Raw genomic sequence first — 26,306 nt, forward strand, 5'->3', positions numbered from 1 at the left:
CGACTAACTGAACAAGAGTCAAAAGTTACTTCGCGTAACGACTAGTAAGGGACATCACAACAACCGCATAGTCCTTTGATAACAACGCAATAACTCAAACCTCGTACCGATCGGTATGGCTCCACTTAGAGTGCGGCAGCGGGACCGCTTTCCCGAACTGCTCGGAGTTGCCCCCATGAACGCTCGTCGTAGTAACAGCTCGCTTCCCAGGACAGGCCGCTCGGCCTATGGCGTGGTGTCGGCTGTCGTCCTGCTCTTCATACCCGTGTTCGTGCTGGTCGGAGGTGACAGGGTCCGTGACTTCCTGAACTTCGGCGCCGGCGTGCTGTCCCTCGTCTCACTCAGCTGCTCGGTGATCTGGGGCCTGGTCGCCCAGGACCGGATCTTCCTCAATCCGCAACAGCGGATCATCGGCCAGGCGGTGCACCGGACGACGGCGGTCGGCTCGATCGCGTTCCTGCTGCTGCACATCACCACGAAGGTCGCCCTCGACCACACATCGCTGATCTCGGCGATCATCCCGTTCTCACTCGGCGTCACCGGAAGCGCCGGCCTGATCGGCCTGGGATCACTGGCCGGCCTGCTGATGATCTTCGTGGGCATCACCGGCGCCCTGCGCAGCCAGTTCGCCTCCCCGGCCCCGGTCGCCGCCCGCTGGCGGGCCATGCACATGCTGGCCTACCCGGCCTGGTGCTTCGCCCTGGTCCACGGCCTGTACTCGGGCCGCGAGGCCAAGCCTGTCTTCATGATCCTCTACAGCCTCTCGCTGGCCGGCGTCATCGGCGCACTCGCCCTGCGCGCGGCGCCCCGTCCGATCAAGCGCAAGGTCGCCGACAGGATCCAGGCCGTCCTGGGCACCGAGGACCGGCCGGGCCGCGAGGAGCTGGACGCGAGCCGCGCCAGGAACGCGGAGGCCTCGTCCGCCCTGCCGGGCTACGAGAACACGCGCGCGGGACAGTCCCGTACGACACCTTCCTACGAGGCCCCCGCGCCGCCCGCCCCCGCGCCGCCCGCCCCCGAGCCCACGAACGGCTTCGCGGCCGCCTACCGCGCCGTCACGCCGCCGGCCCCGCGCATCCCGCAGCAGCCGTCCTACGGCGCCGACCAGACCGCCCGCATGGACATGCCGATGGACATGCAGCCCACGGAGGCGATCCCGCGCTACGACACCGGCGGAAGCACCTCGGGCAGCTGGCCGATCCCGTCGCCCCCGCCGGTCGGCGAGGCACCTCCGTCGGCCTACGACCCGCTCCAGGACACCGGATACAACATCCCGACCTACCGCAATACGGACACATCCGGATACGGCACGAGTGATGTGTACGACACCGGTGAGTCGAACAACTTGTCCGGCACGTACTACCCGAACGACACGTACAACAGCGGTCCCGCCACTGATCCATCGCCCGGTGATTCGTATGACTTCGACACACCGGGCTCGGGCGAACCTTGGAACATGCCTTCCGGAGGCTATAGGTGAACGAGGCCCTGCCCGACGTCCCAGAAGTCCGCGTGGTCGGCCTTCCTCAGCTCACGTCGGGCTTCGACCTTGTCGAAAGACTTGACCTGCCCATGCACCTGAAGGTGCACGGGCCGCTCGAACCCCTGGGCGGCGAGCAACTCGCGAAGCTCGCCGAGAACATCAACCTGAAGGGCCGCGGCGGCGCGGGCTTCCCCTTCCACAAGAAACTGCGCTCGGTCGCCGAGGCGGCCATCAAGCGCGGTGTGCGCCCGGTCGTCGTCGTCAACGGCAGCGAGGACGAACCGGCCTGCCGCAAGGACACGGTGCTCATCAACCGTGCCCCGCACCTCATCCTGGACGGCGCCCTGCTCGTCGCCGAAGCCCTGGGTGCCCGCACGCTCGTGGTGGGGGTCACCCGGGAGTCCACCCAGCGCTCCATGGAGGCCGCGCTCGCCGAACGCGGCCTCAGCAACGGCCGCCGGTCGGCGCTCCGCGCGCGCGTGCAGCGCAATCCCGTCCGTATGGTCACCGGAGCGGCGGCCTCGCTGATCCGCTCCATCGACGGCGGCCCGGCGATCCCGCCCGGCCGCAAGGTCAGCGCCTCGCAGAACGGCGTCGGCGGCGCGCCCACCCTGCTGTCGAACGCCGAGACGTTCGCGCAGCTGGCGATCGCCGCCCGCATCGGCCCGGAGCGCTACGGCAACACCGGCCTGTACGACGAGCCGGGCACCGTCATGCTCACGGTCTCCGGCGCGGTCGCCCGCCCCATGGTGATCGAGGCCCCCACCGGCGTGCCGCTGCGCTACATCCTGCAGCTCGCCGGCGCCCCGCCGGTCCCGCAGGGCGTGCTGACCGGCGGCTACCACGGCAAGTGGATCGACGCCGCGACGGTCAACGAGGCGGTCGTCTCCCGCAACTCGCTGGACGCGGTGGGCGGTGCGCTCGGCGCGGGCGCGATCCTGCCGATCAGTCAGGAGACCTGCCCGCTGGGCGAGTCACTGATGGTGGCGAAGTGGCTGGCCGAGGAGAGCGCCGGCCAGTGCGGTCCCTGCTACCTCGGTCTGCCGGCCGCCGCGCGCGGCCTGGAGGACATCCTCAACGGCGGCGGCCCGGCCGCCCTGGAGGCCCTCAAGCAGGTCGCCAAGAACGTGAAGCGGCGCGGCGCGTGCTCGCACCCGGACGGCTCCGCGATGTTCCTGGAGTCGACCATCAAGGCGTTCACCGACGACCTCGCCGCGCATGTCCTCGGCAACGGCTGCGGACGGCCCGTGGAGGGCGTTCTGCCGCTCTTCGAGGGCGGCATGACGCCCGCGGGCCTCCCGGGTGGCGCCGGGGCCGAGGAGAACGGCCCCAGCCGCCAGAAGATCTACGTCGACTGGACGCTGTGCCGGGGCCACGGCCTGTGCGCCGACATCCTCCCGGAGGTCTTCGAACTCGGCGCCGACGGCTTCCCCACCGTCGCCCAGGCCCAGGTGCCGCGTTACGCCGAGGCGAAGGCGCTCCGCGCGGTCCGCCGCTGCCCCGCCCTCGCCCTGCGCCTCGAGGAGGGGGCCCCGCGCGACAACGGCGCGTCCCGCAACCTCCCGGTCCTCTCCCAGGGCCGCGGCCGCCGCGCACTGGGGCGCTGAGCCGACGTCACGAAGGGGGCCGCCCGGATCGGGCGGCCCCCTTCGGCGTCAGCGGGTGTGCGGGACAACTGCCCCTGGAAACGCAAGAATCCCGCCGGATCAAGATGATCGGGCGGGATCTTTCTGTGGAGCTAAGGAGAATTGAACTCCTGACCTCCTGCATGCCATGCAGGCGCTCTACCAACTGAGCTATAGCCCCTTGCGGTGGCCCCGTGGGTTCCCCCCGGCGGCGACGCCAACATTACACGCTCCCCCGGGTGGAACACCAAATCGTTTCCCTGAGGCCCGCCCATCGACGGGCCTCACGCAGTGACGAACGAGTAGAACCGTTTGAGCGTGCAGTGTTCCTCGAGGAGCCGGCCGTAGATCGGCTCGCCCTCGAGTTCACGGTACGTCTCGATCGGGTCGCCTTTTATGATCAGCGCCCGCGCGCACTCCTCGCACCAGTACTGGTAGTCGGGATTGACCGGCTCCATGTCCCGCACGATCGGCGTCCCGCTGCCGCACCAGTCGCACTTTCGCCTGTGTGCACCCATCGATCAGCTCCAGCTGTGGCCGCAGGCCGTGCACACGTAGGAAATCCCGCCGTTGTCACCGAGGACTTGGGCGACATGGAGGGAACCGCAGGAAGGGCAGGTGAGCCGGGTGACCGTATCCCGTGTCGACGCTGCTTCAAGGAGGTGGCCGACCTCCTTGAGGATGCTCGCAGGCATCACTGCTCCCTCCCGTCGGGCCGCGCCCCCTTCCGGCCGTTTGATTCTGCCACGGCCGGACCAATACGGTCAGCGACGCCTCAGTACCAGTCCGGACACGGCACCCACCGCCGCCGTCCCGGCCAGCGCGAACATGCACGCCGAGAGCGCCTCCGCAGAGGTATACGCCTCGAAAGCCCCGAGTGACTCAAGCCGGTTCAAGAACAGTGTGCCGAATGCGGCGACTCCGGTCAGCTGACCGAGCTGGGTGACCGTGGCGAGCAGCCCGCTGGCGTCCGCCGCGTCCTCGGGCCGCACCGTGGCCAGCGCCCGGGTCAGCGTGGGGCTGAAGGCCAGGGCGAGCCCGACACCCACGCCGGCGTACGCGACGTACACCCACGCCCCGCCGTCACTGCCGCCCTCGAGCGCCAGACCGACCCCGGCCACGGCCAGCGCGGTCAGCAGGAACCCGGCCGGCGTCAGCGCGCGCTGCCAGGCCGCGGGCCACCTCCGCCAGGTCAGCCCGACCAGGCCGAAGACGACCGCGGTCGGTGCGAAGGTCAGTCCGGCGCGCAGGGCGCTGTAGCCGAGACCTCCCTGGACGTGCAGCGTGAGCACGAACAGGAAGCCGCCGTTGACCGCCATGACGGCCATGATGCGCAGGACGGCCAGGCCCATGCCCGGGTGCCGCAGCACCCTCGGCGCGATCAGCGGATCGCCGCCGCGCCGGGCGAGCCGGGCCTCGTACGCGCAGAACACCGTGAACAGCACAGCGGCGGCGGCCAGCGACAGCCAGGACCACAGCGGCCAGTCCTCCTCCTGCCCCAGCACCAGCGGCACGGTGAACAGCGACACGGCCGCGCCGAGCAGGACCAGGCCCGGCAGGTCCAGGCCTCGCCGTCGCTGGGGACTGCCGTGGTCGCGCGGCAGAACACGGCGCCCGACGATCAGGAGGACGACGCCCACGGGCACGTTCACCAGGAACACCGGCCGCCAGCCGGTGCCGAACAGGTCGGCGCTGACCAGGACTCCGCCGAGTATCTGTCCGGCGACGGCACCGACGGCGAGGACCGCCGCGTACGCGCCCAGTGCCTTCACCCGGGCCTCGCCGACGAAGTTGCGCTGGATGAGGCTGAGCACCTGCGGGATCATCACCGCCGAGCCGATGCCCTGGACCAGCCGGAAGGCGATCAGTTCCGTGGCGCCCTGCGCCAGACCGCAGGCGAGCGAGGCGGCGGTGAACAGGGCCATCCCGACGAGGTGGACCCGGCCGTGGCCGTACCGGTCGCCGAGCCGGGCACCGGTGATCAGCAACACGGAGTAGGTGATGGTGTATCCGGCGACCACCAGCTGCAACTCGGCGCCGGAGGCCTGGAGTTCGGAACCGATGGTGGGAGCCGCGACGTTCACGATGAAGACGTCGAGCAGGGCCATGAACGTGGCGGCGAGCACGACCGCGAGCAGGGGCCGGGGCCCGTTGTCAGTGCCGGGTGTTTCACTGATCGCAGGACTTGGAACGGGTGCGATACCCGCTCCGGAACGGGGCGTTGTCGTCATGCCGTCGAGCGTGACGCCACCGCGGTACGGGTGCCGAGAGCCCACCGATGCTGGTACTGACAGCACCTGGCAGGGGACGGGCCGGGCGGCGAGGATGGGGGATGTGACGATGGGGACGACACAGCGCCGCCGACCCGAGCTGGCCGCGTTTCTGCGCACCAGGCGCGCCCGGGTGACGCCGGCGGACGTGGGGATGCCGCCGGGCTTACGACGCCGTACGCCAGGACTGCGCCGCGAGGAGGTCGCTCAGCTCTCGGGGGTGGGGATCACCTGGTACACGTGGCTGGAGCAGGGCCGTCCGATCAACGCCTCCGCGCAGGTCCTGGACGCCGTGGCGCGCACCCTGCGCCTCGATCCGCCCGAGCGTGAGCATCTGTACCACCTGGCCGAAGTGCCGTACTCCTCCGCGCCGGAGGCCGTCGCGCAGTCCGTGGGTCCGGAGATCCAGGGCATCATCGACGCCCTCGAACCGCGCCCGGCGGTGGTCTACAACACGCGGTTCGACATCGTGGCCGCCAACGAGGTCTACCGGACCCTGTTCGCCGTACCGCTGGCACAGCCCAGCGGCCGCCTGCCGAATGCCCTGTGGGGGCTGTTCACCGCGCCGGACGAGCACTGCCCGCTGATGTTCCGGGAGACGGAGCTGCCGGTGATGGTGGCGACCCTGCGCGCCGCCTACGGGCTGCATGCCGGCGAGCCGGTCTGGGAGGACTTCATACGCAAGCTGTCCGCGGCGAGCCCGTTGTTCACCCGGCTGTGGGAGAGCGGCGACGTGGCGGAGCCGGGACGGCGGGTGAAGGGTTTCAGGCATCCGGTGGTGGGCGAACTGCGGATGACGTCGTTGTCGCTGTCGATCCATGGGATGCCGGAGTGCCGGATCGTCGTCTACACGCCGGACGACGAGCAGACGGCGCAGCGCACGGCCCTGTTGACGGGAATGAAAAATCCCGCCCTGTGAGGACGGGATCTTCGTCTGTGGAGCTAAGGAGAATTGAACTCCTGACCTCCTGCATGCCATGCAGGCGCTCTACCAACTGAGCTATAGCCCCTTGCTGAGTTCTTCCCGCTCGGCGGGGCGAACAAGAAGAACTTTAGCCTGCGACCTGCCAGAAAGTGAAATCCGCTCAGTCGTCGTCGCCGAGCACCGGTTCCGGCAGCGTGCCGGCGTTGTGCTCGAGGAGACGCCAGCCGCGGGCACCTTCGCCGAGGACGGACCAGCAGCAGTTGGAGAGGCCGCCGAGGCTCTCCCAGTGCCGGGTCTCCAGGCCGAGGAGCCGGCCGATGGTGGTGCGGATCGTGCCGCCGTGGCTGACGATGACGAGCGTGCCGTCGTCGGGGAGCTTGTCGGCGTGCCGGGTCACCACGGGGGCGGCTCGGTCGGCCACCTCGCTCTCCAGTTCGCCGCCGCCGCGGCGGATCGGCTCACCGCGCTTCCACGCGGCGTACTCCTCACCGTGCGCGGCGATGATCTCGTCGTGCGTCAGCCCCTGCCAGACGCCCGCGTAGGTCTCGCGCAGGCCCTCGTCATGGCTGACGTCGAGGCCGGTGAGCGCGGCGAGCTCGCCGGCCGTGTTCGCGGCCCGCTTGAGGTCCGAGGCGACGATCGCGTCGGGCTTCAGGGAGGCGAGCAGCCGGGCGGCCCGGCGGGCCTGGGCCACGCCGGTCTCGGTGAGCTCGACGTCCGTGGTGCCCTGGAAGCGGCGCTCCACGTTCCAGGCGGTCTGGCCGTGCCGCCACAGGATGACGCGGCGGCCCCGGCCGGGCCGGCCCGCCGTCACTTCACCGGTGGCACTCACCGCCAGTCACCACCGAGGTCCTCGGCGTCCTCGGCGGCCTTCAGCTTGGCGTGCTCCTCGGCCTTGCCGCGGGTGGCCTTGGCGTCCTCGGGCAGGTCGAGCTCGGGGCAGTCCTTCCACAGCCGCTCCAGGGCGTAGAAGACGCGCTCCTCGCTGTGCTGGACGTGGACGACGATGTCGACGTAGTCGAGCAGGACCCAGCGGGCCTCGCGGTCGCCCTCGCGGCGCACCGGCTTGACGCCGAGCTCCTTCTGGAGCCGCTCCTCGATCTCGTCGACGATCGACTTGACCTGGCGGTCGTTGGGCGCGGAGGCCAGCAGGAAGGCGTCCGTGATCGACAGTACGTCGCTGACGTCGTAGGCGATGATGTCGTGCGCGAGCTTGTCGGCCGCCGCCTGTGCGGCGGTGTGGATGAGCTCGATGGAGCGGTCAGTGGCGGTCACTACACGGCTTTCGGTCGGCGGTCACTTGACATCAAGGGTCTCACGGACCGCCGAGGGCACCTCATTCCTTTGAACGATCACGCCGCGGGGCCGGGTCGCGGACGTCCGCGACCCGGCCCTGTGACCCGGTTCCCGCCGGTCTCCCGACCGGTTACGACGACGTGGGCTCGTAGTCCTGGCCGAGGACCACGGAGACGTTCGCGTTCGAGGTGGTGCTGCCCTTGGTGACGGCGCTGGTGGGCAGACCCAGGGTCTTGGCGACCTCGGTGGCGTTCTCCTTGTCGGCGGCGTCGGTGTAGAGGACCTTGGAGGCGCTCTGGGCGGCGGACGCGGTGCCGCCCTCCAGGAAGGTGAAGCCGCCGTTGAGGAGCACGATGCGGGCCTTCTCGGTGTTGCCCTTGACGCCGCTGGCGTTCTGGACGGACACGCGGACGGCGGCATCCTTGTCGGGGCTCTTCGCGGAGCCGCCGAGGACGTCCTTGACCACGCTGCCGCTGGCCTGGGCGCTGAGCGTGCCGTCGGTCTGGACGGGCAGCAGGGCGGTCTTGTAGTCGCCGCCCTTGGCGAGGTCGGCGAGCTTGGCGAGGAAGGTGCCGAGGTCCTTGTCGGTGAGCGACGGGTCGAGGATCTGCGCCAGCGTCTGGACGGTGACCGTGGCGCCCTGCGCGTCGGAGGACACCTTGCGCAGCACGCCCTGCATGACCTGCCCGAACCGCTCCAGCTGGGCGTTCTGGGCCTCGCCGGAGGCGCGGTAGGTGGCGTAGGCGACGGCCGCCTTGCCGCCGAGGGTCCGGTCCTTGCCCTTGGTCACGAGGGGCGCGGTGCCCTTCTTGCCGTCGGGGTCGGGCACGTCGGCGTTGGTGTCGATCTCGATGTTGCCGATGATGTCGACGAGGTTCTGCAGGTAGGGGGTGTCCAGGCGCCAGGTGCCCTGGATCTCGGTGCCGAGGACCGTGTCGATGGCCTCGCGGGTGCCGGAGGAGCCGTCGTCCTCGACCGACTTGGCGAGCGTGGTCGTGCTGCCGTCGTCGTCGGCCACGGCGAGGGAGTTGGGGAGCAGGACCGTGGTGCCCTGATTGGTGGTGGTGTTGTCGACGAGCAGCGCCGTGGAGGTGCCGCCCTTCTTGGTGTTGTGCAGGTGGACGACGACCACGTCGCGCTTCTGGGCGGCCGCGGACGTGGCCGTGCCCGTCTTGGAGTCGGAGGAGGACAGGCCGGGCAGCTTCCCGGCGTACCAGAGGTAGCCGACGCCGCCGACCGCGGTCAGCGCCAGGACGACGACGAGGGCGACGAGGCGGCTGCGGGCACGGCGCTTGGCCTCCTCGCGCCGCTCGGTGCGGTTCTCGGTGAAGTTCAGCCAGTCGATGACGTCCTCGGAGTCGGTGTCCGGCTCCTCGACGAAGGCGAACTGCCCGGTCGCGTAGTCCCGTTCGGACCGGCCGTCACCGGCGGGACCGTCGGTCTCCTCGGCCGGGCCGGCCTGCTGCGGGATGTAGGCGGTCTGCTCGGCGACCCGGGGCTGCTGCCCGCTCGCGGCGGCGCGGCCGTAGGGGTCGTACGACGTCCCGGGCGCCCCGGGCGCTCCTTGCGCCGCTCCGTGCCCGTACGGGTCGTAGGGCGGCACGGGAGCCTGCTGACCGGTGTCGTACGGGTCGTACGAGGGCACGGGGTGCTGGTTTCCGGTGTCGTAGGACTGCCCGGGGTACTGCCCTGTCTGCTGTCCGCCCGCCGCGTACGGGTCGTAGCCGTAGCCCTGTTGCTGCGCGTACGGGTCGTACGGCTGCTGTTGCGGCTGCTGCTGGGCGGTCGGCCGGTAGATGGGCCGGCCGTACTCGTCGTAGCCGACGAGCTCGTACCGGTCGTCGTGGTCGCCGCCGTAGCCCGCGTCGTATCGGTCGTTCACCGGTGCCCCTCTCGGCTCACTCGCCGCGGTACAGCTCGCGCTTGTCGATGTAGCGCACGACTCCGTCCGGCACCATGTACCAGATGGGGTCTCCCTTGGCGACTCTCGCACGGCAGTCCGTCGAGGAGATGGCGAGCGCGGGAACCTCCACGAGAGAGACACCGCCCTCCGGGAGCCCCGCGTCCGTGAGGTGGTGGCCGGGGCGGGTGACCCCGATGAAGTGCGCCAGGGAGAACAGCTCCTCGGTGTCGCGCCAGGTCAGCAGCTGGGCGAGGGCGTCGGCGCCGGTGATGAAGAAGAGGTCCGTGTCGGGGTTGAGCGCGCGCAGGTCGCGCAGGGTGTCCACGGTGTAGGTGGGTCCGCCGCGGTCGAGGTCGATCCGGCTCACCGAGAACTGCGGGTTCTCGGCGGTCGCGATGACCGTCATCAGATAGCGGTCCTCGGCCGGCGAGACGCTGCGGTGACTCTTCTGCCACGGCTGCCCGGTCGGTACGAACACCACCTCGTCCAGGTGGAACTGCGCGGCGACCTCACTGGCCGCCACGAGGTGCCCGTGGTGGATCGGGTCGAACGTTCCGCCCATGACGCCGAGGCGGCGCTTGCCGGGGTTCGACGGGGCGTTGCCCGGGCCGGTAGGCATGTCCTGCTCTCCCATGCGTGCAGACCCTACCGGCCCGTCCTGAGGACACCGGTCAGAGGAGGCCCGGAGTGCCCCGTTATGGGCACCGGGCGCCTCAGCGGTCGCGGTTGAAGCGGGTGGTGATCCACAGCAGGAGCATCAGGACGACGAACGCGCCGCCACCGGTGAGAAGGGGGCTGAGGCTCTCGTGGTTGCCGCCGTGCTCCTCGCCCTCGGCGGCAAGGGTGACCAACTGGGCTGCGGCGCTGTGGAAGCTCATCTTCGGCAGGACCTATCCGGTGGGCGGGATAAAGATGTCGGCCCATCGTAAGCGGGCGGCTCCGCGCCGATCACGCCGACTCCGCCGTTGGGGAGCCGGGTTGCCGTCACCGGCGGCCGCGAGGGAACTTCCGCGCCCTTTCAGTCGTCCTTCTGCCTGTAGCCACGCAGCAGGAACCACGCGGTCAGCGCACAGCCCACCAGCATCACGACCAGTACGACCCGGAGCAGGTTTCCGGCCCCTTGCTGCTCGGCTGCGCCCGCAACTCCGGCGAGCCAGGCGGACGCGGGGTTGTGCTCCATGACGGGACTCCTTCGCTGTACTGCCCGTCCACCGTATCTCCGCCTAGGCTGGGCTCTGCTTCGGGGGCGCAAAGGACCGCACAAGGGTCCGCAAAGGGCCACTCTCACGCACATGGGGGAAGACATGTCCGACGACGGCCACGAGCAGAACGGGCACGAGCAGAACGGGCACGAGAACGTGCCGAGCAGGCAGCGCAGGCGCTTCCCCGGAATCTCCTCGCGTGCGTACGAGCACCCTGCCGACCGCTCCGCCCTCGTGGCGCTGCGGAAGCTGAGCGGGTTCGACACGGTCTTCAAGGCGCTCAGCGGGCTGCTGCCCGAGCGGAGCCTGCGCCTGATGTTCCTGTCCGACTCCGTGCGGGTGTCGGACCAGCAGTTCGCGTACCTCAACGACATGCTGCGGGACGCCTGTTACATCCTGGACCTGGAGAAGGTCCCGCCGATGTACGTCAGCCAGGACCCGAAGCCGAACGCGATGTGCATCGGTCTGGACGAGCCGATCATCGTCGTCACCACGGGCCTCGTCGATCTGCTGGACGAGGAGGAGATGCGGGCGGTCGTCGGGCACGAGGTGGGGCACGCCCTGTCCGGCCACGCGGTCTACCGGACCATCCTGCTGTTCCTGACCAACCTCGCCATCCGGGTGGCGTGGATCCCGCTGGGCAACCTCGCGATCATGGCGATCGTGACCGCGCTGCGCGAGTGGTTCCGCAAGTCGGAGCTGTCGGCGGACCGGGCGGGGCTGCTGGTGGGTCAGGACCTGCAGGCCTCGATGCGGGGTCTGATGAAGCTGGCGGGCGGCCACCATCTGCACGAGATGAACGTGGACGCGTTCCTGAAGCAGGCCGAGGAGTACGAGGCCGGGGGCGACCTGCGCGACTCCGTGCTGAAGATCCTCAACGTGCTGCCGCGCTCCCACCCCTTCACCACCGTGCGGGCGGCGGAGCTGAAGAAGTGGGCCGAGTCCCGCGACCACCAGCGGATCATGGACGGCCACTACCCGCGGCGCACCGAGGACAAGGACACCTCGGTCACGGACTCCTTCCGTGAGTCGGCGGCCAGCTACGCGAGCAATGTGAAGGGCTCCAAGGACCCCCTGATGAAGCTGGTCAGCGACATCGCCGGCGGAGCGGGCGACCTGGGCGGCCGCGTCCGCCGAGGCTTCGGCGGCTTCGCGAGCACGACCCCGAGGGACGACGAGCCCCCGACGGACACGAACACACCGCCCCGCAATGACAACTGAGGGCCGCTGAAGACGCCTGAAGGGGTGCGGGGCTGCATCAATGTGCGGCTCCGCCGCGTGGGCGCGAGCAACCACACACGGCCCGCAGCCGCCGCACAACCGAACCCCTACGGCGAAATGGCGTCAAACCTTCGGCTGAGCCCCAGTGGCCAACGTCCCGCACACCGCCGTCGCCCGATCCGTCGCGAACGGATCCGTCCCGGCCGGCCCGCCCGTCTTCGCGGTCTGGCCGGCCAGCAGCGGGCTCAGCAGCTCCGCCACGTTGCCCCCACAGGACAGCGGCCCGGCCTGGACATACGACACGGTGAGCTGGGCCTGGTGCAGGCGCACGTCGTTGTGGTCGAAGCGGAACCGCATCTCGCGCCGCACGGTGAACAGCGACGCCTCGGCCTTGGCGCCGGCACCGACGGGCCGCAGCGCGTACACGAAGGTGTGGTCCGCGGTGACCTCGAGGAACGTCGAGTCGGTCTCGGTGGCCCGCAGGGTCCCCTGCACCCGGATCCTGGGGTCGGCCAGCTCGACGCTCTTGGCGTCGAGGCGAACCAGCCATCCGGTGACCGCGTGGCGCCCGTCGGCGGCCGGATGGCTCAGGCTCTCGTCGAACTGGAGGTGCTGGTCCGCCGGCAGCAGCACCCGCACGGGACGGGTCTGCCCGCCGGTGAGCACCTCCGGGTAGAGCGCGGAGCGGACGATGTACTCCTTGACGGTGTCGAGCGCGCTCGACACCTGGGCCTGGGAGAAGTGCGAGGTGTCGCGGGCGGCGGGCATCGTGATCCCCGCGGCACCGATGCGGAACTGGGCGGCGGGGCTGTGCGCGTACAGCTGCTCGGGGTCGGTCGCACCGGGCACCTTGCCCTCGGGGGCGAGCGGGACGACGGTCGCCCGGAAGAGGCTCGCTTCGACATCCCTGATCGCGGCGGGGCTCTCATAGGGGTGCCGTACGCCCATGTAGATCGCCGTACCGAAGGCCAGGGCGATCAGCAGGACCAGGACGAGCGCCTGGCGGGACAGCCCTCGGCGGGTCGGTGGACGGCGGCGGACGGCGGGCGCGTGGTCGGCGATGCGCTCCTGCGCGGAGAATTCCTGGAGCCGGGCAGCACGGACGAACGACTCGTCGAAGACGACGGATCGGTACTCGTCCTCTCCACCACCGGGGCCGCCCTCGGGTGCCCCCTCAGGTGGTTCTCCAGGCCCTCCCATATCTTCAGAGTAGGTCTCCGGGAGCTCAGGTAAACGCCCTGCTGCGCGACAACTTCTGACAGGTTCTCACCAGGATCGTCAGCCCGGTGGCCGGTAAGCGCTCAAGGCATCCGCGGGGTCGCCGAGATGGCCGGCTGGGAGTGGTCGGCGGAGGCCGAGGGTGCCACCCCGGTTCCCTGCTCCAGTCCGGTGGAGGCAGGGGCGGACGGACCTTGGTCCCGGCTGTTGGAGGACGCGCCCCGGTAGACCGCGGTGAAGGCCAGCGCGACCATGCCGATGCCCATCACGAGGGCCAGCATCCAGGCGACCGGGCGGTGCCAGCGGACCTGTTTGCCGTATGTCCCCGGGGCGCCGTAGCGGCCCTCCAGGACATCGGTGTCGTCCAGCTCGTCGAGCTCGGGATCATGGCCGAAACGGTCGCGCCCGTCGGAGCCGTACCCGTCCTCGTAGCGCTCGCCTCTGCCGTGGGTTCGGCGGGCCTCGGCCTCGGAGGCCTCCGCTCTCGCCTGCGCGGCGGCCAGGAGGCGTTCCACGGCGGTCGGCTCGTGCACCACGGCCGCGCGTACGAAGGCCTCGTCGAAGACCACGGAGGCGAACTCTTCGTCCGACACCCCGCGGTCGTGGTCGTCGTCGGGCTCCCAGCCGTCAGGGAACGGCGTGCCCCCCACGTCCTCCGGCACGGATCCAGAGTAGACCTGGGGGGTCAATTTGGGCAGACGGTATGGAAATTCATCCGCCTTGTGAGACACCTCTCGTGCGGCACGGGCGCGCACCGGGAGCGCGTGCCGCACGCATATGCGCAGGCGCGCGCCTCAGCGCCGTACGTGCCCGTCGCCCGTGACGATGTACTTCGTGCTCGTCAGCTCCGGCAGCCCCATCGGGCCGCGCGCGTGCAGCTTCTGCGTGGAGATGCCGATCTCGGCGCCGAAGCCGAACTGGCCGCCGTCGGTGAAGCGGGTGGAGGCGTTCACGGCGACGGTCGTGGAGTCGACCAGCTGGGTGAAGCGGCGGGCGGCCTGCTGGGAGGTCGTCACGATGGCCTCGGTGTGACCGGAGGTCCACAGCCGGATGTGCTCCACGGCCTTGTCGAGTGAGTCGACGACCGCGGCGGCGATGTCGTAGGAGAGGTACTCGGTGTCCCAGTCCTCGAGCGTGGCCTCGACGACGGTCGCCTTGGTGTCCTTCGCGTACGCCAGCACCCGCGGGTCGGCGTGGACGGTCACCCCGGCCTCCGCGAGGGCGTCCAGGGCGCGCGGCAGGAACTCGGGGGCGATGTCCTGGTGGACCAGGAGGGTCTCGGCGGCGTTGCAGACGCTGGGACGCTGGGCCTTGGAGTTGATCAGGATGTCGATCGCCATGTCGAGGTCGGCGTGGGCGTCGACGTAGACGTGGCAGTTGCCGGTGCCGGTCTCGATGACCGGGACGACGGACTCGGTGACGACCGTCTGGATCAGGGAGGCGCCGCCTCGCGGGATCAGGACGTCGACGAGGCCGCGGGCCCGCATCAGCTCGCGCACGCTCTCCCGGCTCTCGCCGGGCACCAGCTGGACGGCGTCGGCGGGCAGCCCGGCCCCGCCCACGGCGTCGCGCAGCACCCGCACGAGAGCGGTGTTGGACTCGTACGCCGAGGCCGAGCCGCGCAGCAGGACCGCGTTGCCGGACTTGAGGCACAGCGCCGCCGCGTCCACCGTCACGTTCGGCCGGGCCTCGTAGATGATGCCGACGACGCCGAGCGGGACGCGGACCTGGCGCAGGTCGATGCCGTTGGGGAGGGTGGAGCCGCGGACGACCTCGCCGACGGGGTCGGGCAGGGCGACGACGTCCCGCACGTCCGAGGCGATGGCGCGGATCCGCTCCGGGGTCAGCGTCAGCCGGTCGATGACGGTCTCGCTGGTGCCGGCCTCGCGGGCCTTGGCGATGTCCTTGGCGTTGGCCTCGACGATCTCGCTCGTACGGACTTCCAGCGCGTCCGCGATGGCGAGCAGCGCGTCGTCCTTCTCGGCCCGCGGGAGCGGGGCGAGGTCGGCGGCGGCGGCCTTGGCGCGGTAGGCGGCCTGTGTGACCGGGGACATGGAGTCGTACGGCGAGAGCGTGGTCATGAGGGAAGGGTAGTGCGCCGTACGGGGGCGTCCACCGCTCATCCCAAACCGCGAGACACCCGTCCAGCGGCCGTCAAAACGGGTGAACCCCCACCGGTGTCGCCGGCAGCGGGCCGTACCCCTCGGAGATGCGCTGGTGGTAGGTCTCGCGGTCGATGACCTCCAGGCCGACGATCTCCCACGGCGGCAGCCCCGCGGTCAGGCGGTGCTCGCCCCACAGCCGCAGCGCGACGGCGGCCGCGTCGTGCAGATCGCGGGCCTCCTCCCAGTAGCGGATCTCCGCGTGGTCGTGGGCATAGCGGCTGGTCAGCAGAAAGGGATGGTCGTGGGCGAGCTGTTCGAGGCCGCGCCGCACTTCCTTCAGCGGGGCCTCCTTCCCGGAGACGCTGAGGGTCACGTGCCACAGGCGGGGCAGGTCCCGCGGCTGCTCGTACCGGTCGCCGGCCGCGACGCTCGTCAAGGCGCGCTCCTCACCGGCCGCACGCGACGGGGCCTCGGCGGCACCACTGCGGGACCGGTCCCCAGGGCGCACTCGTCTCACGACGGCCTCCTTTACGCAGTGACCGACCCGGTGGTCGTGCGGAATGTGTCCCTGAGACAAAGTTGAGCAGGCCGCAAGGGTTCGCGTGGCGCTTTTGCGGAACGTCCACCTGAGGGCGACGGTCTTGGCAGGGCGTTCACCCCGTTTTCGGCTACGAAGGGGCCTCCACGGCACCCTGGCGCGCTCAGGGGTGCAGGATCACCAGGTCGTCCCGGTGCACGACCTCGCGCTCGTACGCCGGACCCAGCTCGCGCGCCAGCTCCCGCGTCGAACGCCCGATCAGCTGGGGGATCTCCTTGGCGTCGAAGCTGACGAGCCCACGGGCCACCGCGCGCCCCTCGGCGTCCCGCAGTTCGACGGGGTCGCCGGCGTTGAACTCGCCCTCGACGGCGGCGATCCCGGCCGGCAGCAGCGACGTGCGGCGCTGGACGACCGCGCGGACCGCACCGTCGTCCAGGGTCAGGGAGCCCTGCGGGGTGGAGGCGTGCTGCAGCCACAGCAGCCGGTCGGCGGAGCGCTTGCCAGTGGGGTGGAAGTAGGTGCCGGTGTCGCCGCCGAAGAGCGCGTCGGCCGCGTGGATGGCGCTGGTCAGCACCACGGGGATGCCGGCCGCGGCGGCGATCCGGGCGGCCTCGACCTTGGTGACCATGCCGCCGGTGCCGACGCCGGCCTTGCCGGTGCTGCCGATGTCGACGCCGGCCAGGTCCGCGGGCCCGCGCACCTCCGCTATCCGCGAGGTGCCCGGCTTGCTCGGGTCGCCGTCGTACACCCCGTCCACGTCGGACAGGAGCACCAGCAGGTCGGCCCGCACCAGATGGGCCACCAGTGCGGCGAGACGGTCGTTGTCGCCGAAGCGGATCTCGTCGGTGGCGACGGTGTCGTTCTCGTTGACGACCGGGAACGCGCCCATCGCCAGGAGCTTGTCGAGGGTGGTGGAGGCGTTGCGGTGGTGGGAGCGGCGGCTCATGTCGTCGCTGGTGAGCAGGACTTGGCCGACGCGGACGCCGTAGCGGGCGAAGGAGGCGGTGTAGCGGGCCACGAGCAGGCCCTGGCCGACGCTGGCGGCCGCCTGCTGGCGGGCGAGGTCCTTGGGGCGGCGGCGCAGTCCCAGCGGGGCGAGTCCGGCCGCGATGGCGCCGGAGGAGACGAGAACGACCTCCTTCTCCCCGCCGCTGCGGCTCTTGGCGAGAACATCGACGAGCGCGTCGACCCGGTCGGCGTCCAGGCCGCCCGACGCGGTGGTCAGCGACGAGGAACCCACCTTGACGACGATCCTGCGGGCCTCGCTCACGGCCTGCCTCACGCTTGCCACCTGCACTGTCCCCACTTCCTTGCGCGTGGCAGCAATCTACGCGAAGGGGCCCCTGCGAGACGTATCGGTCCAGCCCCCGGACACATCAGGAGGTAACTGTTTGCTCACCCTTCGCATACGGCAAAAAGGTTGTACAGGTTGCTCGTAGAAATCAAAGACGATCCAAATTTATTCTGAAGGTTGTGCCACCTAAAGTTCACCGCGTGAAGCGCATCCTGATCCGGTCCGGCAAGAGCCCGTACGACGTGGTCCCCGTGGAAGAGTCCCTCCAGCGGGACCTGATCGCCACCAACTCGGGCAACTTGATCTTCAGCGACGCCACCCACAAGCTGCTGGAAGCCCCGGACACCGAGGTCGTCTCTAACGGCATCAAGTCGCTGGTGTCCGAGGCCGACCGGATCAACCAGGAGTACGACGCCTTCGTCGTACCGCTGGCGAACGCCTTCCGCCCGTCCTTCGAGCCGCAGCTCAAGCGGCTGACGCGGCTGATCGCCCGGCTGAAGATCCCGGTCGTGGTGGTCGGCGTCGGTGCGCAGACCGGGCTGAACTACGACCCGGCGCGGCTGAAGCCCATCGAGCCGTCCGTGCGCGAGTTCGTCTCGGCGGTGCTCGACCACAGCGCCTCGATCGGGGTGCGCGGCGAGTTCACCGAGCAGTACCTCAAGGACATGGGGTTCCGGGACGTCGAGACCATCGGCTGCCCCTCGCTGTTCATGTACGGCAAGGAACTCGACGTACAGAAGCGGTCCCCGGAGCTGACCGCCGAGTCCCGGATCGCGGTCAACGGGTCGCACAACGCGGTGCAGAAGCAGGGCCTGGGCAAGGTCATCGAGCGGAACCACGGCCGCTATCCGCATCTGCGCTTCATCGGCCAGAACCTCTCCGACGCACGGCAGTTGCACTGGCGGGACCTGTCGGACCCGAACTCCAAGGTGACGGCGATACCGACGCACCCCGACCACCCGATGTTCCGGGAGGACAAGGTCCGCGTCTACGTCGACCCGATCACCTGGATCGACGACCTGCGCGACTTCGACTTCTCCTTCGGCTCCCGCATCCACGGCAACATCGCGGCGCTGCTCGCGGGCACGCCCGCCACCGTGCTCGTCGGTGACTCCCGGACCCTGGAGCTGTGCCGCTACTTCGAGATCCCGCACGTCCGGATCGACCAGCTGCCCGCGGACCTGGACCCGGCGCGGCTGTACGAGGAGGCGGACTTCAGCGGGCTGGTGAGCGGTCACCACGAGCGCTTCGAGCGGTTCACGGCGTTCCTCGACCGCAACGGACTGCGGAACACCTTCACGCACGGCGACGGCGGCGCGGCCTTCGAGAAGCGCATGAGCAAGCTGTCGTTCCCGGCAGGGGTGCGTCCCTGGCTCGAGGCCGACCTCGCCTCGCTGGCCACGCGGATGGCGTTCATGCAGCGCCACATCACCGATCTGACGCTGGACAACGAGCGGTTGAAGCGGGACCTGGCCCGCGCCAAGGCCGGTTCCAGGAGCACCAGAACGGTCGCGGGCATTCCGGCGCCGTCGGTCTACCGCCGGGCGCGCCGGGTGGTGGGCGCACCCATCCGCCGGGCCCTGCAGTCGGGCCGCCAGTAGGACTGCGGGCAGGATCGGGCAGTACCACTCCACGGTCGTCGCAAGGCGCCCGGACACGCGCGTGTCGTCCAGAGGTCGGCGGGCGTTAACCCGGGCGCACGTCCTGCGACGACCTTGGAGTGACGCAGTGCCCCCTTCCCTCCCCCGCCGGCGCTCCACCAAGAGGCCGAAGAGACCGAAAAGGCAGAAGAGACTCCGTCTCGGACGCTCCCTGAAACGTCTCTTCAGGCGCCCCCGCAAACCCCTCCCCCTGCGTCGCCGGGCGGCCCAGGTCCTCGTCACGGCCCTCCTCGCCGCCGCCTTCGCGGCACAGGCCGTCGCGGCCCTGCTCCCCGACATCCCGCTGCTGCTGGCCGCGACGGCCGCCTCGGTGGCCGGGGAGGGCGTGCTGTACCGGTGGCAGCGCCCCATGATGTCGGTGTTCGCCAAGTCGCACGCGGACATCACCGTGCGGCACGTGCTGCGGGACCTGCTGCTGGTGGCGGGGCTGCTGCGGGTGGGCGAGCAGGAGCGGGAGTCGGTGTACGCCCCGCTGATCGCCGGTCTGCTGGTCTTCTACGGCCTGCACTTCGCGATCCAGGCGGTCTCCGTCCTGGTCCGCCGCACCCGCACCCTGCCGGTGGTGACCCGGAACATCGACGCCTCCGCGCTGCGCCTGTCGACCGCGCCGCTCGCACTGCTGCTGCGCCGCCCCGGGCACCGTCTGCTGCTGTTCGGGCTGCCGGCCACCTCCGGTCTCGCGGCCACGGCGGCGACGGACCTCCCGGCGGCCGCGGCGGCCGGGGTCGCGCTGTCGCTCCTGCTCGCCCTGCTGGGCCTGGGCGAGCTGCTGCTGCGGCTGCTGCCGAGCCGCCGTCCCGCGGGCGAGCAGGAGGTGCTCGACTGGTTCGACGCGTGGCTGGCCGACTACCGGCCGACGGTGGGCCTGTACTTCTCCGGCGGCGCGTCCTCCGCGTACCAGGCGAACATGTGGCTGGAGTCGCTCGCCAAACTCGACGCCCGGCCGGTGGTCGTGCTGCGCGAGCGCTTCATGGTGCAGAAGATCGCGGCGACCGACATCCCCGTCGTCTGCCTGCCCAAGGTCACCACTCTGATGCGGCTGGAGCAGTCCACGCTCCAGGTCCTGATCCACCCCTCCAACTCCGGCAAGACCTCCCAGGTCCTGCGCATCCCCACGCTCAGGCACACCTTCGTCAACCACGGCGAGAGCGACAAGCTGTCCTCGTGCAACCCGTACGCGAAGGCGTACGACGAGGTGTGGGTGGCCGGTCCCGCGGCGCGCGAGCGGTACGCGCTGGCCGAGGTCGGTGTGGACGACCGCGACGTGGTGGAGACCGGTCGGCCCCAGCTGGACGCCGTACACCCGTACGCGGGGCCTCCGTCCGGCCCGTACATGACCGTCCTGTACGCGCCGACGTGGGAGGGCTGGGACGGCAACCCGGGCAACACCTCGGTGGTCGAGGCAGGCGAGAACCTCGTACGGGCGCTGCTCGCGGACGACGGCGTACGGCTGCTCTACAAGCCGCATCCGCTGACCGGCTCGGTCGATCCGCGGGCGGGGGCGGCCGATCAGCGCATCCGGGAACTGATCCGGAGCGCCAACCGGCGGCGGACGGGGCCGCGGCCCGCCGCCGACGGCGAACTTGCCCGGTGCACGGCGGAGTTGGACCGGCTCACCACGGCCGACTTCCGGACCAGCGCCGACCAGGTCGAGCGGATGCTGCTCCAGTCGGTGCCGCACAAGGGACGTGCGAAGGCGGTGGAGCGGGCCACGGCCGCCTGGGAGGAGGCGTACTGGGCCTCGCTGCCCGAGTGGGAGCACCAGGTCGTCACGGACGCCCGGCCCACGCTGTACGCCTGCTTCAACCGGGCCGACCTGCTCATCAGCGATGTGTCGAGCGTGGTCAGCGACTTCCTGGCGAGCGGCAAGCCCTATGCGGTGGCCAACACCAGCGGCCTGTCCGAGGACGTGTTCCGCGAGAGCTTCCCGACGGTCCGGGCCGCCACCGTGCTGACGCCGGACGCGGGCGGGGTGGCGGAGCTGCTGGAGGCCGTACGCCGGCCCGAGAAGGACAAGCTGGTGGAGGAGCGGGCCGAGTTGAAGCGCCATCTGCTGGGCCCGGCGGAACCGGTCTCACAGGTGCGCTTCAACGCCGCCGTACAGGCGCTGTGCACGGAGGCCCGGGAGCACCGCGCACGGATGCGGGAGCGGCTGGCCGCGGAGATCCCCGGGCAGCGGCAGACCGAGGTCGAGCCCGAGTCCGAGGAGCAGCACACCGCCACTCCCTAGGCCCTCACGCCACCGCCGTCGGCCTGACGTCCCGGGCCGGCAGCATCCGGCGGGCCTTGCGCAGCGCCCGTCGGACGAAGGAGTCGAGCCCGCCCTCCCGGTACCCCGGGAACGCCCGGGCCTCGCGGGGTTCGGCGAGGTAGACGGAGTCGGGGATGCCGACGGCGGCGTCGCGGAAGTGGGGGTAGGCGAGATACACGCGGCGACCGCGCTTCTCCAGCAGCGCGGCGGCCTGCTTCTTGGCCCGCAGGAACTCCAGGACGTCCGCGAGGAGTTCGGGCCGCTCCTCGGCCACCAGATGGAGACGCAGGCGCTCGTCGACCCTGAGTCGGCGGGCGACCTCGTCCGTCCAGTAGGCGTCCATCAGGGGCTTGGCCAGCTCGAACTTGTGCCGTCGGACCTCCTCGCTGTCCCGCAGGTATCTCGGGCCGAACTGCGGGAGCAGTGTGACGAGGAAGGGCCGGAGCATGAGCATGTCGCGCCGCGGGCCAGCCGGGACCATCTCCGCGATCAGGTTCATCAGGGCGCGCGCGGAGTCGAAGCGCAGGGTGTAGCTCCCGCTCTTCGTCACGTGCTTGCCGTCCTCGCGGCCCACCAGGTAGTAGCAGGTGTAGTCGTCGATCAGGGAGACACCGTCGGCCCGCAGATAGGCCTCCATGGTGAACAGCGCGTCCTCGCCGGTCCACAACGACTCGTCGAACCGCATGCCGTGACGGTCCAGCAGGTCGCGGCGGAACAGCTTCTGCGCGCTCAGCGTGAACTTGATGTTGGACGACCAGATGTCGGTGCGCTCGAGCGTCTGTCCCCACATCGACTGCGGCGGCTTGCGGTTGATGCCCTCGACGTGGCCGAGGACCACGTCGGTGCCGTTGCGGTCGGCCATCGCGACCATCCGCTCCAGGGCCTCGGGGCCGAGCCGGTCGTCGGCGTCCAGGAAGAACACGTACCGTCCGGCGGCCTTGCCCAGGCCGACGTTGCGCGGGCCGCTGGGGCCGCCGGAGTTGTCCTGGCGGATCACCGTGACCGGCATGTCGGCGCGGTCCGCGAACTCCTGCAGGCAGGCGCCGGTGCCGTCCGTGGAGCCGTCGTCGACCGCGATGACCTCGATGCGCGTGTGGTCGATGGTCTGGGCTTCGACAGACGCGAGGCACTCGACCAGGTACGGCATGGCGTCGTACGCCCCGATGATCACGGTCACATCAGGCTGCGTCACGGTCACACTTCCCCCACATCATGAGGAACCCTTGGTCATAGGGCATTCCCCCCGTATTGGTTTATTCGCAACTTAGTAGACGGACGAGGACGGGAAGCGGTTGCCTGCTCATAGCTTTTTTGTGGCGCAGGTCACGACCGCCGGGAACGCGTCTGTCATGACGTACGTAAAAGGGCCCTGTTTTCGAGGATCATTCCTCGAAAACAGGGCCCTTTTTGACGGCGAGTTGGTCAGGCCTTGGTGGTGGCCTCCGCGGCTCCGGCCGCCGCCCGTGACTCCTGCCCGACGTTGCGCGCCTCGGCCTTGAGGGCGAGGTTCGCGACGGCGGTGTTGAACTGCTCGATGGACTTCGGCTCGTCCGGGCCCAGCAGATACTGCTTGAGCTCCCTGCGGTCCTCCGCCAGCGGGTCGCCCGCGAGGTCACGGACCGCGTCCAGCAGGCCGCCCAGCTCGGCCGCGCTGTTGGACAGGATGGTGGCGGCGCGCACCGCGGTGTTCTGCCGCTTGAACTCCTCCACACCCAGCTCGGCGGAGTCCGTCACCGCGTACGGCTTGCCGCTCGCGATGAAGTCGGAGACCACGCTGGAGATGTCGGAGACCATCGCGTCGGAGACGTTGAAGCAGTCGTACAGCCGGGGCTCGGCGCCGGTGATGACCCGGTGCTCGAAGGCGCCGACGGAACGCCAGTAGGCGTCGTTCCACTCGGCGCGCAGCCGGGCGATCTCCTCGTGCTTGGCCACGTCGACCACACCGTCACGGGTGGCCTCGGCCTCGTCGCCCTTGTCGCCGCCGCGGCCGGACAGCTCGGCGATCCGCGCCTCGATCCGGACGAGATCGGCCTTGGCCTGCGTCCGGGCGGCCACATCGGCCGTGAACCGGGCGTCGGTGGCCCGCTCGGCCCCGGCCTTCTCCACCAGGGCGGTGATCCGCGCGTGCGCGGCGCCCGCCTCCTTGCTGACGGTGCCGGTGAAGGGGTGCGGCTTGTACAGGACGCGGACCGGCGGGTCGGCCTTCACCAGCGTCTTCACGATGTTCTCGCCGGCGAGAACGATCGAGGTGTTGCCCGGGTCGCCGTCCCAGCCTTCCCAGGTGGGCGCGTAGAGAACCGTGGGAATGCGACCCTCGGGCACGCCCTGCCAGGTCTGGATCGGCGCCAGCTGTGGGCGGCCGACCTCGGCGATGTCGTCGTCACGGACGCCGACGTCGGCGATGGCGTAGCGGTCGCGGCCCGCACGGCCGGCGGTCCACACCTCGTCGTAAACCTTGCTGAACGGGTTGACGCTGGCGAGCTTGTCGCTGTCGCCGTGGCCGATGAAGACGTGCTTCATGGTCGGGACGCGCAGCAGGTGGATGTTCTTGCCGACGTTCGCCGCGTACAGCGCGACGCGCACGTTGGTCAGGTCCATGTTCATCAGGTGCACCCCTCCGGGCACGCAGACGACGGGGACCGTGGTGGGGGCCAGGTTGTTCAGGATGGCCCGCTCACGCAGGATGATCAGCGGCTTGGAGTCCAGCTGCTCCATGGTCTCCAGCCACATGTTGACCTGGTACGCCGAGTCCTTGGAGCCGGAGAAGTACAGCACCGTCTCCGGCTGGTAGCCGGCCAGCCAGTCGTCCATCGCGGCCAGCACGATCTCCGCGTTCGGCGGGGTCTTGCTGCCGCGGACGTACGGCATGAGCGCGACGACGTACAGGGTGCCCAGCGCTATCGTCGCGCCGATTCCGACGAAGGCCGCGAGGGTCTCGTCCATGGCCGCGGAGACCAGCACACCGACGACGGCGGCGAGGTCCAGGTGCAGCATCTTCTCGGCGGAGCGGTTGAGCAGACGGCGTGGCGGGGCGTCCGGGATGCGGATGCGGGACTTCAGGTCGACGTTGCGGGTGGCGACCGGCATCCGGCGGCGGTTGCGGATCAGGGTGACCAGCGCGCCGTGCGGGGCCTGGAGACCGTAGAAGGCGATGAAGCACGCGACGGCGCCGTAGAAGACCAGACCGTCCGCGAGGTCGAGCCGGGCCAGCAGCAGGACCAGGAGCAGCTGCCTGATCAGGAAGCGGATCGACAGACCCGCGCGCACCTTGCTCAGGCGGTTGATCAGATAGCTGCCCTTGCGGTGCAGATAGTGGTCCGCCAGGTACGTCACCGCTGCGGCGGCCGTGAAGGCGGGAACGCTCGGGACGAGCGCGGCCAGCATGAGCGCCGGGAAGCCCAGGATCATGAGGGCCGCCGCGGCCAGCTCGGCCGCACTGCCCACCCGGGCGACGCGAATGGCTCTGGTTATCACAGAGGAACCTGCTCTTGGAGGGGGAGTGCCGGTGTGGTTCTGATATGCAGCGAAAATGTGAGAAATTCGCGAGAGGTACTGATTCAGGCCCCTGCGAATGCTCCGATAACGGGCAGCCACAGAGGCCTGAATAGCAGATCTCTAATTGCTGTTGATTATGCCACGCCGTCCTGACGGTCCAGGACACTGGCAAGTGCCTGCTCGAACCCGGAGGCCTTGCCCGCGGCGGCCGTGGGGTCCTGCTGGCGCACGTCGATCACGTGGCCGGTGAGCTCGGACAGCAGCACGTCGAGCGAGGTGCGGGCGACGGCCTCGGAGGAGAGCAGGGTGCCCGAGGGCTCCTGACCGAACGCCTTGGTGCGCATCGGGGTCGCGGTGCGCTCCGGGTTGATGCAGTTGACGCGGACACCGTCGCCGGCCCACTCGTCGGACAGGGCCTGGGTGAGGTTCACCATCGCGGCCTTGGTCGAGGAGTAGAGGCTGTACTCGGCGCGGCCGCGGGTGTAGCTGCTGGAGGTGTAGAGCAGCAGCTGGCCCTTGGTCTCCGCCAGGTACTTGTAGCTGGAACGTGCGATCTGCACCGGGGCGAGGTAGTTGACCTTCAGCGCTTCCTCGATGGTCGCGTTGTCGGTCTCGGCCAGCTTGCCGATGCGCAGCACTCCGGCGGTGTTGACGACGTAGTCGATGCGCCCGGTCTCGGCGTACGCCTTGGACAGCGCGTCGTCGACCTCCTCGGGGTTCTCGACGTGCGTGCCGGTGGTGGAGCGGCCCAGCGCGTACACCTTCGAGCCGTAGGACTCGGCGAGTTCGGCGATGTCCTTGCCGATGCCGTAGGAGCCGCCGAAGACGACGACGGTCTTGCCGGTCAGCAGCTCGCGGTAGGCCGCCTCGGAGACCTGCTCGGGCGCGGCGGTGGACGCCAGCTGGAAGAGCTTGTCGGCGATGAAGACGTCGACGGGCTGGGTGACCTTCATGTTGTACTCGTCACCCGCGACGACGTGGATCGGCACGTCCGGCAGGTACTTGAGCACGACCGAGCAGTCGTCCGTGGCCTGGAAGTTGGGGTCGCCGGCGGCGACCTCGTAGGCCCGCTTGATCGTGGACAGCTTGAAGGCCTGCGGGGTCTGGCCGCGGCGCAGCCGGGAGCGGTCCGGGATCTCGGTGATGAACTCGCCGTCCTCACCGTGCGTGCGCGTCACGATGATGGTGTCCGCGGACGGGATGGCGACGTCGACGGCCTGGTAGCGCTCCAGCGCGACCACGCAGTCGTCGATGACGCGCTGCGCCAGCAGCGGGCGAACGGCGTCGTGGAACAGGACGTTGAGGTCCTCGCCCTCGGCCAGGCCCTCGCCGAGCGCCTCGATGGCGCGCTCGGTGGTCTCGTTCCGGGTCGAACCGCCCTCGATGACCTTCTTGACCTTCGTGAACCCGGCCTTGGCCACGATCTTCTCTATGTCCGGCACGTAGCCCGGCGCCATCAGGACGATGATGTCGTCGATCGAGTCGGCGTTCTCGAAGGTGGTCAGGGTGTGCTCGATGACTGCCTTGCCGGCGATCTTCAGCAGCTGCTTGGGGATCGAAAGACCCACACGCTGACCGGTACCGCCGGCCAGGATCACTGCGGTGGTACGGGGCTTGGCGATGTGCTGGGACACAGATGACCTACCTCGGGGCGACAGGGAACTCGGAAATGGTCCCACTTGGGGTTACCGCAGTGCAAGGTGAGCGCCGTCCGCCGCATATGTGCGCGCCATCTGTCATTCACCTTGTACTCCTGGTGATTGAGGAGACCGTTGTGGCGAGTACCTGGAATTGCTGTGAGTAACTCCACAGGGAGTTC

The 26,306-nt window shown here is 69.9% G+C and carries 23 protein-coding genes and 2 tRNA genes; 6 read left to right on the forward strand and 19 right to left on the reverse strand.

Annotated features, from left to right (window positions below; all coding sequences use genetic code 11):
* The first annotated feature begins 175 nt into the window (after nt 1-175).
* Together OHU89_RS18040 and OHU89_RS18045 are read left to right on the forward strand one after the other, a co-directional pair.
* A complete protein-coding gene (locus OHU89_RS18040) occupies nt 176-1,480 on the forward strand; it encodes a cytochrome b/b6 domain-containing protein (protein ID WP_405644166.1) in 1,305 nt (434 codons plus the stop codon).
* Nucleotides 1,477-3,090, forward strand: coding sequence for an NADH-quinone oxidoreductase subunit NuoF family protein (locus tag OHU89_RS18045; protein WP_266892502.1), 1,614 nt, complete (start codon nt 1,477-1,479; stop codon nt 3,088-3,090). Before OHU89_RS18040 ends, OHU89_RS18045 begins: the two co-directional genes overlap by 4 nt.
* Before the next feature lie 126 nt (nt 3,091-3,216).
* On the opposite strand, the gene OHU89_RS18050 is transcribed toward OHU89_RS18045, so the two are convergent.
* From OHU89_RS18050 to OHU89_RS18065, 4 genes are all read right to left on the reverse strand, one after another.
* A tRNA-Ala gene (locus OHU89_RS18050) sits at nt 3,217-3,289 on the reverse strand.
* Nucleotides 3,290-3,392: 103 nt separating this feature from the next.
* Entirely contained in the window at nt 3,393-3,626 is a 234-nt protein-coding gene (locus OHU89_RS18055) for a hypothetical protein (protein ID WP_003976229.1), read from the reverse strand.
* Between the two features lie 3 nt (nt 3,627-3,629).
* Nucleotides 3,630-3,803 (reverse strand): hypothetical protein, encoded by a 174-nt coding sequence (locus tag OHU89_RS18060; protein WP_107080567.1) that lies wholly within the window; start codon nt 3,801-3,803, stop codon nt 3,630-3,632.
* Nucleotides 3,804-3,872: 69 nt separating this feature from the next.
* On the reverse strand, nt 3,873-5,339 hold the full coding sequence (locus tag OHU89_RS18065; RefSeq protein WP_405644168.1) for an MFS transporter: 1,467 nt from the start codon (nt 5,337-5,339) through the stop codon (nt 3,873-3,875).
* A gap of 109 nt (nt 5,340-5,448) precedes the next feature.
* Here OHU89_RS18065 and OHU89_RS18070 point away from each other — a divergent pair, with 109 nt between their 5' ends.
* The gene (locus OHU89_RS18070) at nt 5,449-6,297 is read left to right on the forward strand and encodes a helix-turn-helix transcriptional regulator (protein ID WP_266892498.1); all 849 of its coding nucleotides are present in this window, start codon (nt 5,449-5,451) and stop codon (nt 6,295-6,297) included.
* Between the two features lie 18 nt (nt 6,298-6,315).
* Here the strand turns inward: OHU89_RS18070 and OHU89_RS18075 are convergent.
* The 7 genes from OHU89_RS18075 to OHU89_RS18105 all read right to left on the reverse strand — a co-directional run bounded on the left by OHU89_RS18075 (nt 6,316) and on the right by OHU89_RS18105 (nt 10,682).
* Nucleotides 6,316-6,388: transfer RNA gene (locus tag OHU89_RS18075), tRNA-Ala, on the reverse strand.
* A 75-nt stretch (nt 6,389-6,463) separates the two neighbouring features.
* Entirely contained in the window at nt 6,464-7,135 is a 672-nt protein-coding gene (locus OHU89_RS18080; RefSeq protein WP_405644170.1) for a histidine phosphatase family protein, read from the reverse strand.
* A complete protein-coding gene (rsfS, locus tag OHU89_RS18085) occupies nt 7,132-7,578 on the reverse strand; it encodes a ribosome silencing factor (RefSeq protein ID WP_046259938.1) in 447 nt (148 codons plus the stop codon). The genes OHU89_RS18080 and rsfS overlap by 4 nt, the downstream gene beginning before the upstream one ends.
* A 151-nt stretch (nt 7,579-7,729) precedes the next feature.
* Nucleotides 7,730-9,481: a LytR C-terminal domain-containing protein gene (locus tag OHU89_RS18090; RefSeq protein WP_405644172.1), complete on the reverse strand. Its 1,752-nt coding sequence runs from the start codon at nt 9,479-9,481 to the stop codon at nt 7,730-7,732.
* 16 nt (nt 9,482-9,497) lie between these two features.
* Nucleotides 9,498-10,136 (reverse strand): nicotinate-nucleotide adenylyltransferase, encoded by a 639-nt coding sequence (nadD, locus tag OHU89_RS18095; RefSeq protein ID WP_046259936.1) that lies wholly within the window; start codon nt 10,134-10,136, stop codon nt 9,498-9,500.
* A gap of 79 nt (nt 10,137-10,215) precedes the next feature.
* On the reverse strand, nt 10,216-10,380 hold the full coding sequence (locus OHU89_RS18100) for a hypothetical protein (RefSeq protein ID WP_266892491.1): 165 nt from the start codon (nt 10,378-10,380) through the stop codon (nt 10,216-10,218).
* Between the two features lie 140 nt (nt 10,381-10,520).
* Nucleotides 10,521-10,682 carry a hypothetical protein gene (locus OHU89_RS18105; RefSeq protein WP_405644175.1) on the reverse strand — a complete coding sequence of 54 codons (162 nt, stop codon included), beginning with the start codon at nt 10,680-10,682 and terminating at the stop codon, nt 10,521-10,523.
* A gap of 112 nt (nt 10,683-10,794) precedes the next feature.
* Here OHU89_RS18105 and OHU89_RS18110 point away from each other — a divergent pair, with 112 nt between their 5' ends.
* Nucleotides 10,795-11,925 (forward strand): M48 family metallopeptidase, encoded by a 1,131-nt coding sequence (locus tag OHU89_RS18110; protein ID WP_405644177.1) that lies wholly within the window; start codon nt 10,795-10,797, stop codon nt 11,923-11,925.
* Between the two features lie 123 nt (nt 11,926-12,048).
* Here OHU89_RS18110 and OHU89_RS18115 read toward each other — a convergent pair whose 3' ends face one another.
* From OHU89_RS18115 to proB, 5 genes are all read right to left on the reverse strand, one after another.
* Nucleotides 12,049-13,125 (reverse strand): hypothetical protein, encoded by a 1,077-nt coding sequence (locus OHU89_RS18115; RefSeq protein ID WP_405644179.1) that lies wholly within the window; start codon nt 13,123-13,125, stop codon nt 12,049-12,051.
* Between the two features lie 101 nt (nt 13,126-13,226).
* Nucleotides 13,227-13,832: a hypothetical protein gene (locus OHU89_RS18120; protein ID WP_266892487.1), complete on the reverse strand. Its 606-nt coding sequence runs from the start codon at nt 13,830-13,832 to the stop codon at nt 13,227-13,229.
* Between the two features lie 105 nt (nt 13,833-13,937).
* A complete protein-coding gene (locus tag OHU89_RS18125) occupies nt 13,938-15,224 on the reverse strand; it encodes a glutamate-5-semialdehyde dehydrogenase (protein ID WP_266827157.1) in 1,287 nt (428 codons plus the stop codon).
* A 73-nt stretch (nt 15,225-15,297) separates the two neighbouring features.
* Nucleotides 15,298-15,765, reverse strand: coding sequence for a hypothetical protein (locus tag OHU89_RS18130; protein WP_405644181.1), 468 nt, complete (start codon nt 15,763-15,765; stop codon nt 15,298-15,300).
* A gap of 184 nt (nt 15,766-15,949) precedes the next feature.
* A complete protein-coding gene (gene proB / locus OHU89_RS18135) occupies nt 15,950-17,056 on the reverse strand; it encodes a glutamate 5-kinase (RefSeq protein ID WP_405654541.1) in 1,107 nt (368 codons plus the stop codon).
* 224 nt (nt 17,057-17,280) lie between these two features.
* On the opposite strand from proB, the gene OHU89_RS18140 reads away from it, so the two are divergent.
* Nucleotides 17,281-18,681, forward strand: a complete 1,401-nt coding sequence (locus tag OHU89_RS18140) for a polysaccharide pyruvyl transferase family protein (RefSeq protein ID WP_405644183.1) — start codon at nt 17,281-17,283, stop codon at nt 18,679-18,681.
* A gap of 250 nt (nt 18,682-18,931) precedes the next feature.
* On the forward strand, nt 18,932-20,971 hold the full coding sequence (locus OHU89_RS18145) for a hypothetical protein (protein ID WP_405654543.1): 2,040 nt from the start codon (nt 18,932-18,934) through the stop codon (nt 20,969-20,971).
* A 4-nt stretch (nt 20,972-20,975) separates the two neighbouring features.
* On the opposite strand, the gene OHU89_RS18150 is transcribed toward OHU89_RS18145, so the two are convergent.
* The 3 genes from OHU89_RS18150 to OHU89_RS18160 all read right to left on the reverse strand — a co-directional run bounded on the left by OHU89_RS18150 (nt 20,976) and on the right by OHU89_RS18160 (nt 26,121).
* Nucleotides 20,976-22,190, reverse strand: a complete 1,215-nt coding sequence (locus tag OHU89_RS18150; protein WP_405644185.1) for a glycosyltransferase family 2 protein — start codon at nt 22,188-22,190, stop codon at nt 20,976-20,978.
* Between the two features lie 224 nt (nt 22,191-22,414).
* The gene (locus tag OHU89_RS18155; RefSeq protein ID WP_405644187.1) at nt 22,415-24,466 is read right to left on the reverse strand and encodes a hypothetical protein; all 2,052 of its coding nucleotides are present in this window, start codon (nt 24,464-24,466) and stop codon (nt 22,415-22,417) included.
* Between the two features lie 155 nt (nt 24,467-24,621).
* Nucleotides 24,622-26,121 carry a bifunctional cytidylyltransferase/SDR family oxidoreductase gene (locus OHU89_RS18160; RefSeq protein WP_266892479.1) on the reverse strand — a complete coding sequence of 500 codons (1,500 nt, stop codon included), beginning with the start codon at nt 26,119-26,121 and terminating at the stop codon, nt 24,622-24,624.
* Nucleotides 26,122-26,306: the final 185 nt, after the last annotated feature.

Source organism: Streptomyces sp. NBC_00019 (assembly GCF_045041015.1).
In the GTDB taxonomy this organism is placed as follows: Bacteria; Actinomycetota; Actinomycetes; order Streptomycetales; family Streptomycetaceae; genus Streptomyces.